At 57.0% G+C, this 14,616-nt stretch carries 16 protein-coding genes; 9 read left to right on the top strand and 7 right to left on the bottom strand.

Annotated elements, in window-relative coordinates; genetic code table 11:
- Nucleotides 1–93 precede the first annotated feature (93 nt).
- On the top strand, nt 94–960 hold the full coding sequence (metF, locus tag ACR0CE_RS05585) for a methylenetetrahydrofolate reductase [NAD(P)H] (protein WP_480831351.1): 867 nt from the start codon (nt 94–96) through the stop codon (nt 958–960).
- A 229-nt stretch (nt 961–1,189) separates the two neighbouring features.
- Nucleotides 1,190–1,855, top strand: coding sequence for a DnaJ domain-containing protein (locus tag ACR0CE_RS05580; protein WP_480831349.1), 666 nt, complete (start codon nt 1,190–1,192; stop codon nt 1,853–1,855).
- A 49-nt stretch (nt 1,856–1,904) separates the two neighbouring features.
- Here ACR0CE_RS05580 and ACR0CE_RS05575 read toward each other — a convergent pair whose 3' ends face one another.
- The gene (locus ACR0CE_RS05575) at nt 1,905–2,423 is read right to left on the bottom strand and encodes a YHS domain-containing (seleno)protein (protein ID WP_480475567.1); all 519 of its coding nucleotides are present in this window, start codon (nt 2,421–2,423) and stop codon (nt 1,905–1,907) included.
- A gap of 248 nt (nt 2,424–2,671) precedes the next feature.
- Here ACR0CE_RS05575 and yghU point away from each other — a divergent pair, with 248 nt between their 5' ends.
- The gene (yghU, locus tag ACR0CE_RS05570; RefSeq protein WP_480831347.1) at nt 2,672–3,550 is read left to right on the top strand and encodes a glutathione-dependent disulfide-bond oxidoreductase; all 879 of its coding nucleotides are present in this window, start codon (nt 2,672–2,674) and stop codon (nt 3,548–3,550) included.
- A gap of 59 nt (nt 3,551–3,609) precedes the next feature.
- Here yghU and ACR0CE_RS05565 read toward each other — a convergent pair whose 3' ends face one another.
- A complete protein-coding gene (locus ACR0CE_RS05565) occupies nt 3,610–4,398 on the bottom strand; it encodes an SseB family protein (RefSeq protein WP_480831345.1) in 789 nt (262 codons plus the stop codon).
- Nucleotides 4,391–4,978 (bottom strand): uracil-DNA glycosylase family protein, encoded by a 588-nt coding sequence (locus ACR0CE_RS05560; protein WP_480831343.1) that lies wholly within the window; start codon nt 4,976–4,978, stop codon nt 4,391–4,393. The genes ACR0CE_RS05565 and ACR0CE_RS05560 overlap by 8 nt, the downstream gene beginning before the upstream one ends.
- Nucleotides 4,979–5,226: 248 nt before the next feature.
- On the opposite strand from ACR0CE_RS05560, the gene ACR0CE_RS05555 reads away from it, so the two are divergent.
- The 4 genes from ACR0CE_RS05555 to ACR0CE_RS05540 are packed head-to-tail and all read left to right on the top strand — an operon-like array spanning nt 5,227 to nt 9,798.
- Nucleotides 5,227–5,886 (top strand): ABC transporter ATP-binding protein, encoded by a 660-nt coding sequence (locus ACR0CE_RS05555; protein ID WP_209504732.1) that lies wholly within the window; start codon nt 5,227–5,229, stop codon nt 5,884–5,886.
- A complete protein-coding gene (locus tag ACR0CE_RS05550; RefSeq protein WP_480831341.1) occupies nt 5,864–7,447 on the top strand; it encodes a KpsE/RkpR family capsule polysaccharide export protein in 1,584 nt (527 codons plus the stop codon). The genes ACR0CE_RS05555 and ACR0CE_RS05550 overlap by 23 nt, the downstream gene beginning before the upstream one ends.
- A 5-nt stretch (nt 7,448–7,452) precedes the next feature.
- On the top strand, nt 7,453–8,286 hold the full coding sequence (gene kdsA, locus ACR0CE_RS05545; protein ID WP_480557762.1) for a 3-deoxy-8-phosphooctulonate synthase: 834 nt from the start codon (nt 7,453–7,455) through the stop codon (nt 8,284–8,286).
- Between the two features lie 15 nt (nt 8,287–8,301).
- Nucleotides 8,302–9,798, top strand: coding sequence for a phosphomannomutase/phosphoglucomutase (locus tag ACR0CE_RS05540; protein WP_480831338.1), 1,497 nt, complete (start codon nt 8,302–8,304; stop codon nt 9,796–9,798).
- 47 nt (nt 9,799–9,845) lie between these two features.
- On the opposite strand, the gene ACR0CE_RS05535 is transcribed toward ACR0CE_RS05540, so the two are convergent.
- Nucleotides 9,846–11,801 carry an AsmA family protein gene (locus ACR0CE_RS05535; RefSeq protein ID WP_480831336.1) on the bottom strand — a complete coding sequence of 652 codons (1,956 nt, stop codon included), beginning with the start codon at nt 11,799–11,801 and terminating at the stop codon, nt 9,846–9,848.
- A 95-nt stretch (nt 11,802–11,896) separates the two neighbouring features.
- Here ACR0CE_RS05535 and rimO point away from each other — a divergent pair, with 95 nt between their 5' ends.
- Nucleotides 11,897–13,285, top strand: coding sequence for a 30S ribosomal protein S12 methylthiotransferase RimO (gene rimO, locus ACR0CE_RS05530; protein ID WP_480831334.1), 1,389 nt, complete (start codon nt 11,897–11,899; stop codon nt 13,283–13,285).
- 137 nt (nt 13,286–13,422) lie between these two features.
- On the opposite strand, the gene ACR0CE_RS05525 is transcribed toward rimO, so the two are convergent.
- Complete coding sequence (locus ACR0CE_RS05525) at nt 13,423–13,611, bottom strand: hypothetical protein (protein ID WP_209504738.1); 189 nt, start codon at nt 13,609–13,611, stop codon at nt 13,423–13,425.
- Nucleotides 13,612–13,837: 226 nt separating this feature from the next.
- Between ACR0CE_RS05525 and ACR0CE_RS05520 the strand changes: the two genes are divergently transcribed.
- The gene (locus tag ACR0CE_RS05520) at nt 13,838–14,080 is read left to right on the top strand and encodes a CDGSH iron-sulfur domain-containing protein (RefSeq protein WP_480539280.1); all 243 of its coding nucleotides are present in this window, start codon (nt 13,838–13,840) and stop codon (nt 14,078–14,080) included.
- Here ACR0CE_RS05520 and ACR0CE_RS05515 read toward each other — a convergent pair whose 3' ends face one another.
- The gene (locus tag ACR0CE_RS05515) at nt 14,081–14,341 is read right to left on the bottom strand and encodes a DUF6455 family protein (RefSeq protein WP_480539282.1); all 261 of its coding nucleotides are present in this window, start codon (nt 14,339–14,341) and stop codon (nt 14,081–14,083) included.
- On the bottom strand, nt 14,341–14,610 hold the full coding sequence (locus tag ACR0CE_RS05510; protein WP_267366459.1) for a DUF6455 family protein: 270 nt from the start codon (nt 14,608–14,610) through the stop codon (nt 14,341–14,343). Before ACR0CE_RS05510 ends, ACR0CE_RS05515 begins: the two co-directional genes overlap by 1 nt.
- Nucleotides 14,611–14,616 lie beyond the last annotated feature (6 nt).

Here is a 14,616-nt window from a genome sequence, read left to right as displayed (position 1 = left end):
TCAAGTATCGTTCATGTTGTTGTTGAATAATATGAGTTTGTCTCACAATGCCCGTCATGGCACAAGATAGTCAGTTGATCCAGTGAGGCAGCCATGTCCAAACCCGAAATTTCATTCGAGTTCTTTCCGCCCAAAACTCTGGAGGCTTCTTTCCGCCTTTGGGATACGGTCCAGACATTGGCACCGCTGGAGCCCCGTTTTGTATCCGTCACCTACGGTGCAGGCGGTACGACCCGGGAACTGACGCGCGACGCGGTCGCAACCCTGCATAAATCCTCTGGTTTGAACGTCGCTGCGCATCTGACCTGTGTTGACGCTTCGCGGCAGGAAACGCTGGAAATCGCCGACACATTCGCACGTGCGGGCGTGCAGGACATCGTGGCCCTGCGGGGCGACCCGCCAAAAGGGCATGATCGGTTCGTACCGCACCCCGACGGCTTTAACAGTTCGATTGAGTTGATTGAGGCGCTGGCTGAAACCGAAATGTTCAGCATCCGTGTCGGGGCTTATCCTGACAAGCACCCTGAAGCTGCCGACATGTCAGCAGACGTGGACTGGCTGAAGGCCAAACTTGACGCGGGCGCTGACGAAGCGCTGACGCAATTCTTTTTCGAGGCCGAAACCTTCTTCCGTTTCCGTGATGCCTGCGCAAAGGCGGGTATCGACAAACCGATCGTTCCGGGCATTCTGCCGATAGAAAACTGGGCAGGTGCGCGCAAGTTCGCCAGAAGTTGCGGCACGCATATTCCCGATTGGGTCGAACAAGCCTTTGAAAAGGCCGTGCGCGACGGGCGTGAGGATCTGCTGGCAACTGCGATCTGCACCGAGTTGTGCTCGGACCTGATCGAAGGTGGCGTGGACAAGCTGCATTTCTATACCCTCAACCGCCCGGAATTGACGCGCGATGTGTGCTTTGCCCTTGGAATTACGCCACAAGTCGATCTTCAAAACGTCGCCTGACAACTGAAAAATTCAATGATTCGCCCGGGTTACGAATTTTCCCGGGCGTTTTCCTTTTCTTATGCGTGACCTGTTTCACAGTTACATCCGCGAATTCACGCCTTTGCGGAACAATGGAATCTTCGCATCGCGATTGTTGTCAGCTTCCCTCTCAATCAACCATGAAATTTGACAAAACCATGCCCTCGGCAACACTAGGGCTGTGTAGTTTTTAATGAGTGTTTTGAGTATGGAACCTGTCGATAAGGTTAGGGCACGCACGGATGCCCTGGCAGATCTGGGCCTGAACCCGTCTGCCAATTCCAGTGAAATACGAGAGGCCTGGCGTCACATCGCCTTTCACACGCATCCTGATCACAAGGAAGGCGACAGTTCCGGGTTTTCGCGCGCCAAGGCAGCCTATGATTTTCTACGCAAAGAAGGGCTGGCGACAAAGGGCGGTGCCGCTGCTGGCCCGCCACAACCACGTCGGGCACGGTTGAAGAAACGTATCATCGAGCTTCCGCAGGAAGATATTGCCGCCTGTGAGGCAATGCTGAATCCGGGGCAAGCGCTGTCGCATATGAACAGTCAGACTGGTATTCAACCCAAATGCGGCAGCGGTGTTGCTGACCATGTTCCCGACGCGGTCGGATGCTTTGGGCGGCACCTGACTTACTTCGTCACGACACCCGTCAATCAAGGCGCAAATCGTGTGGCTTTGCCAACGACCGTTCTGACCAGTGCGCGGCACACCACAGCGGAAATCCTGAGCTTTCAATCCAGCGATACGGGCTCTGGGGAAGTCGTCATTCCCGATACGATCCGAGAACGCAAATTTCCGGGTGCCAAGAGCGTCAGGATCCGGTTTGACGCCGACCAGACGATACGGGATCAGTTCTGGCTTGCTGGCTGAACGAAAAAGCCCGGCTGGGTAAGCCGGGCTTTGTGCAATTTTGGCCGGGTCAGTTTTTCACCGGACCTTCCGAGGTAAATTTCGGGATCACGCTGGTCGAGGCGTCAGACGGCTCGATACCCGGCCAGTTGCCTTCAGCAAGGTTGATGTTGCCCGGAATGTCTTCTTCGAAGAACCCGACGACCACATCCGTGATGTTGAGATACAGCTTGTCGTCAACGATCCGCCACAAGTTCGGGTTTGCCGGAACCTTGCCACCGCGCGACACGCCATAGGCGCAGTGCCCATCATATTGCGGCGCATAATAGGCCGGGTTTTCCAGAAATTTGTCGCGGTTTTCCTCGGACGAGAATGCCCAGGTTGCACCATTGTATTCGGCAGTAATGCTGGCATTGCCACGCACGCCTTCGTGCTGTGGCTGACCTACCGGTACCTGATCCAGGTTGCGATAGGCGACAACATCATACCCCGAAACGGCAAACCCTGTGCCGTCAATATATTGCGGCCCGGCAAATGCCGGAACGGCCAGGGCCATGGCCGCAGCAAAGGTCAAAGCAAAGCGTTTCATGTAGTTTATCCTTTTCGTTCCAGCGGTATCGGTGACGCCGTGATGGCAGGTCTGGCAAAACAATATGCGATTCCCATTCTGTTCGTAGCCCTCCTCGCGCCGCTGTGACCCCTCTCGAGCAAACGTGAGAGTTTGGTCGCGGATTATTACAAATTATGCCGGAAAGGCTGGGTTGGACTCGGCGGATTGCAACACTACCTGTAAGACTGCATCGAACGCGGCCCGGACAAAGGCATGAAAGGCAAGACATGAGCGACCAATCTTCGTATACCCCACCAGCAGTCTGGACATGGGACAGTGAAAGTGGCGGACAGTTCGCCAACATTAACCGACCTATTGCCGGCGCAACCCATGACAAGGACTTGCCGGTTGGACGTCACCCATTGCAGTTGTATTCCCTTGCCACGCCCAACGGTGTCAAAGTCACCGTAATGCTGGAAGAGTTGCTGGCATTGGGTCACGAAGGCGCTGAATACAACGCGTGGCTGATCAACATCGGCGAGGGCGACCAGTTCGGTTCAAGGTTTGTCGAGGTCAACCCAAACTCGAAAATCCCCGCCCTTTGGGATCGCTCTGGCGACAAGCCGGTTCGGGTGTTTGAAAGTGCCTCGATCCTGTTTCATCTGGCTGAGAAGTTCGGAGAGTTTCTGCCCGCGTCCGGGCCGGAACGGACCGAAGTCATGAACTGGCTATTCTGGCAAATGGGCAGCGCCCCTTATCTGGGCGGCGGGTTTGGCCATTTCTACGCCTACGCGCCCGAAAAGTGGGAATACCCGATCAACCGCTTTGCGATGGAGGCAAAACGCCAGCTGGACGTTCTGGACAGGGAACTGGCGAACAAGACCTATATCGCGGGCGAGGAATATACGATTGCCGACATGGCGATCTGGCCGTGGTACGGTCAGCTGGTTCTGGGCCGTCTGTATAGCGCGGCAGAGTTCCTTGACGCGGAATCCTACAAGAACGTTGTACGCTGGGCCAAAGCGATTGACGCGCGGCCTGCGGTTCAGCGTGGCCGTATGGTCAACCGCGCCTTTGGCGAGCCGCACACGCAGCTTCACGAGCGTCACGACGCCAGTGATTTCGAAACACGTACGCAGGACAAACTGGAAGCTGCTGCGGAATAGCAGAGTCCCATCCTAGTGACACGCGGTGCATTGTGCGCCGCGTGTTTGCGTTTTGGCCGTTACTTCAGAATTGGCGGTTTCGCGGGATTGCTGCCCGGAACCTCGCGCACCAGATCTGCAACCTGCGGTTCGGGCAGGTCAAAGCGAAGCCCCGTCTTCGCCAGCAGCGCGGCAGCGGCGTCATCTGTGGCAAAGAACCCGACATCCATCGCCCCCGCTTCGATCCCCGAAAACGTCAGCGCCTCTGAAGCTGCCTTGGCCAGCGCTGGCTCGGCCCCTTCGACCGCACCGACAAACCCCAGCAAATGACCCTGAGCGCCCGCCTCGGATTTCGTGGCGACCAGATAGGCCGCACTGGCAAGCCCGCCAGCAGTTGCCAGCTTTGCATCAAGGGCGGTCAACAGGCTGTCCGGCAGACAGGAGGGCGGCATGAACTCGGCAAGCTTTTCCTCGACCTCTTTGGGGCCATGCTGCAACGTTTCGGCCAGCCAGCCCAGGGCCTCGGCAGGCACCAGCATGGATGATGGCGCAGTTTCCAGGTTCAGGCCCAGCCCGATACCCTGCCCTGCCAGCATCCCCGACAACACACGCCCCGACAGCGCAACATAAGGCACAGGCCTCCCGGCAAACTGCGCCAATCGTTCCTCGCGGTCGAACGCCAACACAAAGCGCCCGTCGGCCACATCGAACACCTCGGGCGAGATGTTTTCGCCCATCGCTTCCTCGGTCAGCATCAAAAACAGCTCACTATCTGCAAGCCGTTCAAAAAACCGCAGACGGGCAGCATCGTTCTGCGGATCTGCCAGCATCGCGGCATGCGCCGTGTCCAACGCTGTGGTTTCAGTCATTCAGCACCTCTTGGACCCGCGCGCGCAGAACCGGCAGCAGTTCTGCCTCGAACCACGGGTTTTTCTTTACCCATGCCGTATTCCGCCAGGACGGATGAGGCAAGGCAAAGACCCGCGGCGCATGGTCCTGCCAGTTCCGAACGGTATCCGTCACCGACCCTCGCGCGCCCAGATGATATTTATGCGCATGACCACCGACCAACACCGTCAACGGCACCTGCCCCAGTTCCTGCATCACCCTGTCATGCCAGGTTTTGCCGCATATCGCGGGCGGAGGAAGGTCCGCGCCGCGGGCATCATAGCCGGGGAAACAGAATGCCATGGGCACAATCGACACAAGATCACGATCATAAAAAACAGGTTCATCGACCCCAAGCCAGTGGCGCAGCCTGTCGCCTGACGGGTCTGTAAAGGGCCGTCCTGACTCGTGCACGCGCGCACCCGGTGCCTGCCCCGCGACCAGGATGGGTGTTCCGCGCCGAAACCAGACCACCGGGCGGGGTTCATGGGCAGTTTTGGTTTGCGCAAAGGACGCGGCGCACAGGCGACACGCGCGGATTTCGCCATCTAAATCTTTCATCTGGTTGCGAAACCTCCCAAAGCTGTTTTGCAAAGATCAGGCCTGAAACCACATAATATAGGTGCAGCAGATTACCAGAAGTGCAGCGGAATTGCCGACAACCGATCAGTTGTTTGCGGGTTCGGCAGCAACGCATTGAACATTTGTTTCATAATTCGACATAATGTAGCCAACATGGATCGGTAAAAACCATCCTTTCTAACCGCCAAAAACGCGGCAACACAACGGAAACGAGCAGCAGGCTGCGAATGCTGGAATTCGACAATGTCAGCAAGTCCTTCTGGACCGGGACGCGCCGTAAGGTGATCCTGGACAGGGTCTCATTCCGTGTCGAACTGGGCACGTCGCTGGGCGTTCTGGCCCCGAATGGTACTGGCAAAACCACACTGATCAACATGATGGCCGGGCTGGAAAAGCCCGACGAGGGTGTAATCCGCCGCGAATGCCGGGTCTCGTTTCCAATGGGATTCACCGGGGGTGTGACCGGCAAGTTGTCAGCGCTTGAGAACGCGCGATACATCGCCAAGATTTACGGCATGGACCCGGACTATGTTGAGGCGTATTGCAAATGGCTCTGCGGCTTGGGTGAATATTTCGAACAGCCGCTGTCCACCTATTCGTCGGGGATGCGGTCGCGATTCACGTTTTCTTTGATGCTTGCGCTGGATTTCGACATGTATCTTGTCGATGAAGGGATGCCAGCATCTACAGATGTTGAATTCAACGAAAAGGCAGGGGCGATCCTGAAGGAAAGGTTGCGCACTACGACATTGGTGATCGTGTCGCACAGCCCGACTGTATTGGAAAAATTCGCGCAGCAGGCCGCCGTTCTGCTGGACGGGCAATTGTACATGTTTGACTCCTTGGAAGAGGCAAAGCAGCTATATGACTACGAAACCCAAGGTTAGAAAGTACAACTGGCGCAGCAATCGACAGGTGGACGATTCGGCCGAGGCGCGAGCGGATGCAATCTCGCGCATACGGGGCGCGACGCAAGGTCAGGCGCCGGCGGCCGAGGCCCAGCCAGGCACGCAAATTGACGACATCAAGCGCGAAGGCCTGACAGGCCGCCAGTTGCGTATTGCGCGTAAACTCGCGCAGAAACACGGACTGGCAGCAACATCGGACTATGATGCGGTGCGCTTGCTGCGCAAGAAAGGCATTGATCCGTTTCAGCGCACGAACCTTCTTGATCTTGCCGCGGCAAAGCCCTCGGCACAGGGCGACAATTCGAAGGTCAAAGACAAGATCAGCATTCAGTTGCCGCAATCTGTAGGCACAAGCACACCGAACCTTCCGGGACCCGAGCTCAGCCCGGCTGAGCGGCGCAACCTTGAAATCGGTCAGATTCAGAAGGACATCGCGCGCCGACGCAGACGTAAACTGTTTGGCCTGTTCGCGCGTCTGGCCGCCTTTGTGTTCCTTCCGACCTTTGTTGTGGGGTTCTATTTCTATCGCATCGCCACCCCGATGTATGCCAGCGATTCCGAGTTTCTGATCCTGCAAGCCGATGGCGGGCCGGGTTCCATCGGCGGGCTGCTTGCCGGGACGCAATTCGCCACCACGCAGGATTCAATCTCGGTTCAATCTTTCCTGGAATCGAAAGAGGCCTTGTTGCTGCTGGATCGAGACGCCGGTTTTTCTGATGTCTTCAAGCAGGAAGTGATTGATCCGATTCAAAGGCTATCACCCGACGCCACGCTGGAAGACGCATACAAGCTGTTCAAACGCATGATTACAATCGGGTATGATCCAACCGAAGGGGTCATCCGGATGGAGGTTGTTGCACCAGACGCACAGACCTCGACCGAGTTCTCGGAGCGTTTGATTTCTTACGCCGAAGCCCGGGTGAATGCCCTGTCCGGCAAGAAGCGCGAAGACCAGATGCGCGACGCATTGGAAAGCTTTGAAGCGGCGCAGGAGGCGCGGCGGCAGGCGCAGGAGGAATTGATCGAGCTTCAGCTTCAAGGGGCGGTACTGGACCCCGAGAATGTCATTGCCAGCCTCCGCGCCCGCATCAACGAGATCGAGATATTGGTGCAGGACAAAGAGCTTGAACTTGCCGCCCTGCAAGACAACCTGCGTCCGAACAAAGCCAAGGTCGACGGCGTCAAGGCTGACATTGCCCGGCTTGAAAAGGTGCTGGAACAACTAAATGCCGAGATGCAGGATGCTTCCGATGGCGAAAATTCGCTGGCGCGGTTGAGCGTGCGCATCCAGATCGCTCAGGCGGATCTGGCGGCACGGGACATGATGCTGCAAACGGCAATGCAGCAAATGGAATCGACCCGATCCGAAGCTAACCGGCAGGTGCGTTACCTGACCGTCTCGGTGAACCCGATCCCAAGTCAGGAACCCAGCTATCCGCGCAAGTTCGAAAATACGATTTTGGCATTCCTGTTGTTTGCTGGTATCTACCTCATGATCTCGCTTACCGCGTCGGTCCTTCGTGAACAGGTATCCTCATAAGACTCATGAAACATGTAAAAATCTCCGACCTGACAGTCGGCAACGACCTTCCGCTGACCATCATTGCAGGCCCTTGCCAGCTTGAAACGGCAGACCACGCACAGATGATTGCTGGCAAGATGAAAGAGGCCTGCGATGCAGCCGGTGCGCAATATGTCTTCAAGGCATCTTATGACAAGGCGAACCGGACCTCGCTGTCCGGCAAGCGCGGCATGGGCATTGATGCGGGGTTGCAGGTTCTGGACGGTATCCGCAAGACAATGGGCATACCGGTCCTGACCGATGTTCATACCGAAGCGCAGTGCGCCATCGCTGCCAAGGCGGTAGATGTCCTGCAAATCCCGGCGTTCTTGTGCCGCCAGACGGATATGCTGCTGGCTGCGGGCAATACGGGAGCAGTGGTCAATGTGAAAAAGGGTCAGTTTCTTGCGCCGTGGGAGATGCCCAATATCGTGTCCAAGATCGAAAGCACAGGCAACACGAATATCCTGCTGACCGAACGTGGCACTTCGTTCGGCTATAACACGCTGGTGGCTGATATGCGGTCCCTGCCGCAAATGGCCCAAACCGGATACCCGGTGGTGATGGATGCGACCCATTCCGTGCAGCAACCGGGAGGAAAAGGTGGCTCCTCGGGCGGGCAACGCGAATTTGCACCGGTCATGGCGCGCGCCGCCGTGTCGCTGGGTATTGGCGCGGTGTTCATTGAAACACACCAGGATCCGGACAATGCCCCTTCGGATGGGCCCAACATGATTCCGTTGGATCAGATGCCCCAACTCATTGACACTTTGATGCGCTTCGATGCGCTGGCCAAAGCTGATCCTATTCAGATTTAACGATTGAGACTTGTTATGACCAAACCGATTCCCGAGGTAACACCAAACACCTGGAGCTTTCTCCGCGATGCAATGATCAAACCCACCGGGTTTCGCGAATATGACGCCCGATGGAAATATCCGGAAGAGATTAACCTGCCGGGCATGACGGCGCTTGGCCTAGGACTTGGCACGCAAATGCGCAGGCGCGGGATCGAGCCCGTGATCGCTGTAGGAAACGATTACCGTGACTATTCACTGGCGATCAAAAACGCCCTGATCCTGGGATTGATACAGGCCGGTATCCGCGTGAAAGACATTGGCCCTGCGCTTAGCCCGATGGCCTATTTCGCACAGTTTCACCTGGATGTACCGGCCGTGGCGATGGTTACGGCCAGCCACAATCCAAACGGCTGGACTGGGGTCAAAATGGGCTTTGACCGCCCCTTGACACACGGCCCCGACGAGATGTCTGAATTGCGCGACATCGTTCTGAATGGCGAAGGTCAGACGCATGCGGGTGGATCTTGGGAATTCGTCGAGGGCGTGAAAGAAGCGTATATCGACGACCTCGTCGGCGATTTCAAAGTGTCCCGCCCGCTAAAGGTTGTCTGCGCAACCGGAAACGGCACCGCTTCGGCCTTTGCGCCCGAAATCTTCGAACGGATGGGAGTTGAGGTCGTCCCCAGCCATAACCGGCTGGATTACACTTTCCCGAATTACAACCCGAACCCCGAAGCGATGGAAATGCTGCATGACATGGCGGCGACGGTAAAATCCAGCGGTGCCGATCTGGCACTTGGGTTTGACGGTGACGGTGATCGTTGCGGCGTCGTCGATGATGAAGGTGAAGAAATCTTTGCCGACAAGGTGGGCGTGATCATGGCCCGCGATCTGGCCAAGCTGCACCCCGGATCGACCTTTGTCGCAGATGTGAAATCTACCGGCCTGTTTGCCAGCGATCCCGAGCTACAGGCCCTTGGCGTCAAGGCAGATTACTGGAAAACCGGCCACAGCCACATGAAACGGCGCGTCAAAGAAATCGGTGCGCTGGCTGGGTTTGAAAAGTCGGGCCATTACTTTCTGGCCGAGCCGGTCGGGCGCGGTTATGACTGCGGAATGCGCGTCGCGGTCGAGATCTGTAAACTGATGGACCGCAACCCGGATCAAAGCATGTCCGACCTGCGCAAAGCTCTGCCCAAGACCTGGTCGACGCCCACGATGTCACCCTATGCAGCAGATACCGAAAAATACGATATCCTGCAGCGACTGGTCGACAAGCTGGTTGCCAAAAGCGAAGCTAGTGAGACATTTGCTGGCCGCGCGATCAAGGAGGTCGTTACGGTGAACGGCGCACGTGTGATTCTGGACAATGGCAGCTGGGGGCTGGTGCGGGCTTCATCCAACACACCCAATCTGGTGGTCGTGTGTGAAAGCAGCGAAAGCGAAGCTGAGATGCGTGCGATCTTTGCCGATATCGATGCAGTGATCCGAACCGAACCCGGTGTTGGAGATTACGATCAAACCATCTGAAGAAAACTGCTTGGGGCATATCTGATTGCCCCAAGCGCAACACTTGCTCAGTTGCCGCCAAACAGTTTGAGCAGCCCTTTCTTCGCCTCTTCTTCAAGCTTGTTCTTAAGCGCATCTTCGATCTGATCGCTGTCCGTGATGGTGGTATCCAGCTCGTTTCCAACCTTCTCGAAAACTTTCTGTTTCGCGTCGTTTTCCAGCTCTTTGACCTTCACATCTGCCGCTGCTTCGATGACCTTGGTCAGATCCGGCTTGATTGACGGGTTGCTCCACGGGCCAACGATACGCACAGGCACCGATATGCCCTGCCCCGAATTGGCCCGCAAAGCTACGGGCGTGAACAGATAATCGATATTGCGCGCACCCAGCCCCACGACCCCCTGACCATCGGCGCGGAAATTCTTAAGCGACATAAGCAGATCGTTATTCGTCAACACACCCTGATCGATGGTGAAGCTGGCCGACAGGCTGTTGAACACCGTTGTTCCGCCCGATCCGGTCCCCTGCCCCATAAGTCGATCCAGATCGAAACCGGATATTACCCCCGTCCCGACATCCAGATTTCCCTTACCGCTGAGAGACCGCATGATCTGATCCTCAGACCGACCGACACCCAGAAACTCAATGGTTCCTGCCGCGGTTCCCGACAGGCGTTCGACACCGGCCAGTGTCGACAACGCCTGTTTCAGATCAATCTCACTTGCCGTTACCTTGCCGCCCACGGACAAGCCATTGCGATTGTTGGCAACCACCTGTCCGTTCAACTGACCCGAAAACAACGTCGCCGGATGCATCGCAAGAACCGCCCGCGCGCGATCCAGTGTCAGTGTCAGGTCACTTTTCCCAAAGGTCATGCCGGGAACCGCGATTGAGTTGGCCGTCAGGCGAATATTGCCATTCGCCAAAGCCAATGCGGATGCGTCGATTGGGTCTTTTGACCAGCCTTCCTGAACTGGTGACGCAGGTTGAGACGCGCCACCCGACCCGGCGCCGGTTTCGGATATCTTTGACAGGTCAAGATCGCCCGCATCCAACCGTGCGACGATCTGAGGGGGATCGGAAATGGTGATATCCGCCTCTCCGACGAACCGGTTGCCATCCAACTGCGCTGTCATGTTCCGCAGGGAAATCCGACCGTCCCGCGTATAGGTCATTTGCGCAGAGATATCGGCAACGTTACCCAATCCCCACGGCACAGCCACACCCGCCTGACCGAAGGCCGCCAGCATCTTTTCCGTATCTCGGGTGGTGATCTTTGTGGTCCCGTCCATCTCTCCGGCCAGATTGACGTGGCCGTCAAAGCCTATCTCACCACCCGGTGCAGTCAGGGCCAGTTCAAGCGCGGTTACGGACCCTGCGGCAAAAGCTGGCAAGTCCGGGATCTTCAAATCAACCTGAACAGCACCTCCGGGTACAGGCATTGATGCTTCCATTACCATCGGCGCAGTGACCTGAGGCCAACTGGCCGACAAGGTGACATCAGGAAAATCCATCTGCGTGGCACCGTCTTCCACATAGATAAGTCGCGCATTATTTAGCTGCAACTCTTCCAAAGTTACGGTCGACGATGCGCCTGCCGGAACCGTCCCCGCAGACGGTGTGGCAGTCGCGGTGGTCACAGGCGCGCTCAGCTCCCAGTTTCCGCGCCCTTGCGAACGTTCCAGCCGCAGCACCGGGTTTTCCGCGAAAACGCGTTTGATCCGCAGATCCCCATTCAAAAGCGCAGCAGCATCCACGCCCACGGCAAGGCTATCAGCGCTCAACATCGGCTCTGGCCCGGCCCAGCTGGCGTTCCCAAAACGCACAGGCCCGGTTTCCATCCCAAGTACCGGCCAGAACGACAGGCGCACATCGCCGCTCAATGTCAGTTCGCGCCCTGTCTGGGCTTTGACCTGCTCAGCCAGAATCGCGCCAAGCTTGTCGCCGGGCATCAGCAATAGCGCGCCAATGACCAGCCCAACCACCGCCACAACAATAAACAGGATGCGTATCAGCCATTTCATGATCTGCTCTCCGCCTTTTGGCTTGTCTTTGCCGCGATCATTCAAATCGCACGTCACATTTGCAAGGGGAAGCTTTCCCCACTATATGCCGCGCCATGACGACGAACCCGCCAAACCTCCGCCCTGACCTGGCTCCGGCCGCCCGGATCACCGAGACACCCCGTTCAAACCAGCCGACGATCGGTATGGTGTCGCTGGGCTGTCCAAAAGCTTTGGTCGACAGCGAACGCATTCTGACCCGGCTTCGTGCTGAAGGATACGGCATTTCGCCCGATTATGCCGGGGCCGATGCCGTCATTGTGAACACCTGCGGGTTCCTCGACAGCGCCAAGGCGGAATCGCTGGACGCAATCGGAGAGGCACTGGTTGAAAACGGCAAGGTCATCGTCACCGGCTGTTTGGGGGCCGAACCGGATTACATCCGCGAACACCACCCCCGCATCATGGCGGTCACCGGTCCGCATCAGTACGAACAGGTACTGGATGCGGTTCACGCCGCCGTTCCCCCTGACCCTGACCCGTTCGTCGATCTGCTGCCCGCCAGCAGTGTGCGACTGACCCCCCGCCACTACAGCTATCTGAAGATTTCCGAGGGCTGTAACCACAAATGCAAGTTCTGCATCATCCCCGATATGCGAGGAAAACTGGCCAGCCGTCCGGCCCATGCGGTTCTGCGCGAGGCGGAAAAGCTGGTCGATAGCGGCGTGCGCGAACTGTTGGTAATCTCACAGGACACGTCTGCCTATGGGCTGGACCGGAAATACGATGTGAACCCGTGGAAAGACCGCCATGTGCGCAGCCACATCACCGATCTGGCCCGAGAACTGGGTCAGTTGGATGCCTGGGTGCGGCTGCACTATGTCTATCCCTATCCTCATGTGCGCGAGTTGATCCCCCTGATGGCGGATGCCGGGTCCAACATACTGCCGTATCTGGATATCCCATTCCAGCACGCCCACCCGGATGTTCTGAAACGGATGGCACGCCCCGCCGCAGCGGCCAAAACTCTGGACGAAATTCAGGCCTGGCGCGCAATCTGCCCCGATATCACCCTGCGTTCGACCTTTATCGTTGGCTATCCGGGTGAATCCGAGGCCGAATTCCAAACCCTGCTGGACTGGATGGACGAGGCGCAACTGGATCGTGTCGGCTGTTTTCAATACGAAAACGTGGATGGTGCGCGCTCAAACGACCTGCCCGATCACGTCCCGGCCGAAATCAAGCAAGAGCGGTGGGATCGCTTCATGGAAAAGGCCCAGGCCATTTCAGAAGCCAAGTTGCAAGCTAAAGTCGGACAAACGCTTCAAGTAATCGTCGATGAAGTGGATGACGAAGCCGCCACCTGCCGCACCAAATCGGACGCGCCCGAGATCGACGGCAACCTGTTCATTGACGAGGGCTTCGAAAGCCTCAAACCCGGCGATATCGTCACGGTCGAAGTGGACGAGGCGGGGGAATACGATCTGTGGGGGAAACCCGTTTGACGCCAGTAACCTGCCCATAATGCCCTCGGGTGAATAGTTACCCCTTACAGCGCAGGTAGAAATAAACCGCCATGAATGGCGGCGATAATTCCTGAAAATGGTGCAGGCGGTCCGCAATCAGACCGCCTGCGATAAGCTTACTGAGAAACCGGGTTGCAGACAGTCTGACCTGCTTCGGTTGTTGCCAGTTCATAGCCTGCCGAGCAGCTGGCCGAGCCATACTTGTCGTAGTCGGGTTGTACGTAAACAGGGGTCGGTTCTTCCTGCTGCGCACAAGCGGTCAGGACCAGAGCAAATGCGCCAACGGCTGCAAGTTTCAGTTTCATGTCCGTCAATCCTCTATTACTTTTCTGATATTGCCCAGCTTTTCGGGCCGTTTCCAGAGTACGGGCTGAACGGCAATCTGGCAACTGAAACGGTCACTTCCTCGTGAGGAAGAGCGATTCCATGCCAGTTCGAAGCCCAAATGATGATCCTTGCGGCATTACAGCTACCTTTTTGTCTGCATCGTCCTAAACTGTGCGACGTTTCAGCCAAAGACGGAGAAGCCACATGTCAGACACACCCGTTATTGCCCAGAAAACCCCTTTTTCAGTCGAGGTTGTCGAAGGGAAAACCTATTTCTGGTGCGCGTGTGGAAAGTCGAACCGGCAACCCTTTTGCGATGGCTCACATAAAGGTAGCGGGTTCGAACCGGTGAAATACACGGCCGAGACCAGCAAAAAGGTCTACTTTTGCGGGTGCAAACACAGTGCAAACGCGCCGCTATGCGATGGAACGCATAAAGACCTTTGATCAACCTTTTAATCTGTTCAGTGTCTCTGAATTTGCACAGAAATCCGGGGCCGTGTCCGCTGGATGCTGCCGCTGAGCCAGCCAGCTGGTGCATTGCGCATCACAACCCGATGCGCGACAGCGCGTGACCAGTTCGGCGTATTCTTCGGGCGACAGCCGCCCTTCGGCCATGGCTTCGCTCAGTGAAATTCCCATGCTTCGCGAGACAGAGCGCGTCAACCAAAAGTGCTTTTCGACCTCACCCAGAATATCCCGAGGCATCACGCGTCCTCCGCTTGCAAAGCTTTGATGGCCTTGAAACGCTCACGGTTCGGGCATGTGCATGGGGCATGATCAATCTGTTCGCGCCGTTCCAGCCACTCTGGGCAGGTTCTGGCCCAGGCACAGCCTCGGCATTGCTGCACGATCTCGGCCCAATCCTCATGTTTCAGGTGACCGTCCCGATAGGCTGCGGCCAGGTCGGTTCCTGTGACCTCGCCCATCCGCAGTACCAAGCGCAGGTGGGCCATGATTTCACCGAGACGTGGCATGGCGAA

The organism is Ruegeria sp. L11 (genome assembly GCF_056531755.1).
The sequence above is the reverse complement of the archived record's forward strand: the minus strand, read 5'-3'. Positions and strand labels throughout refer to the sequence as shown.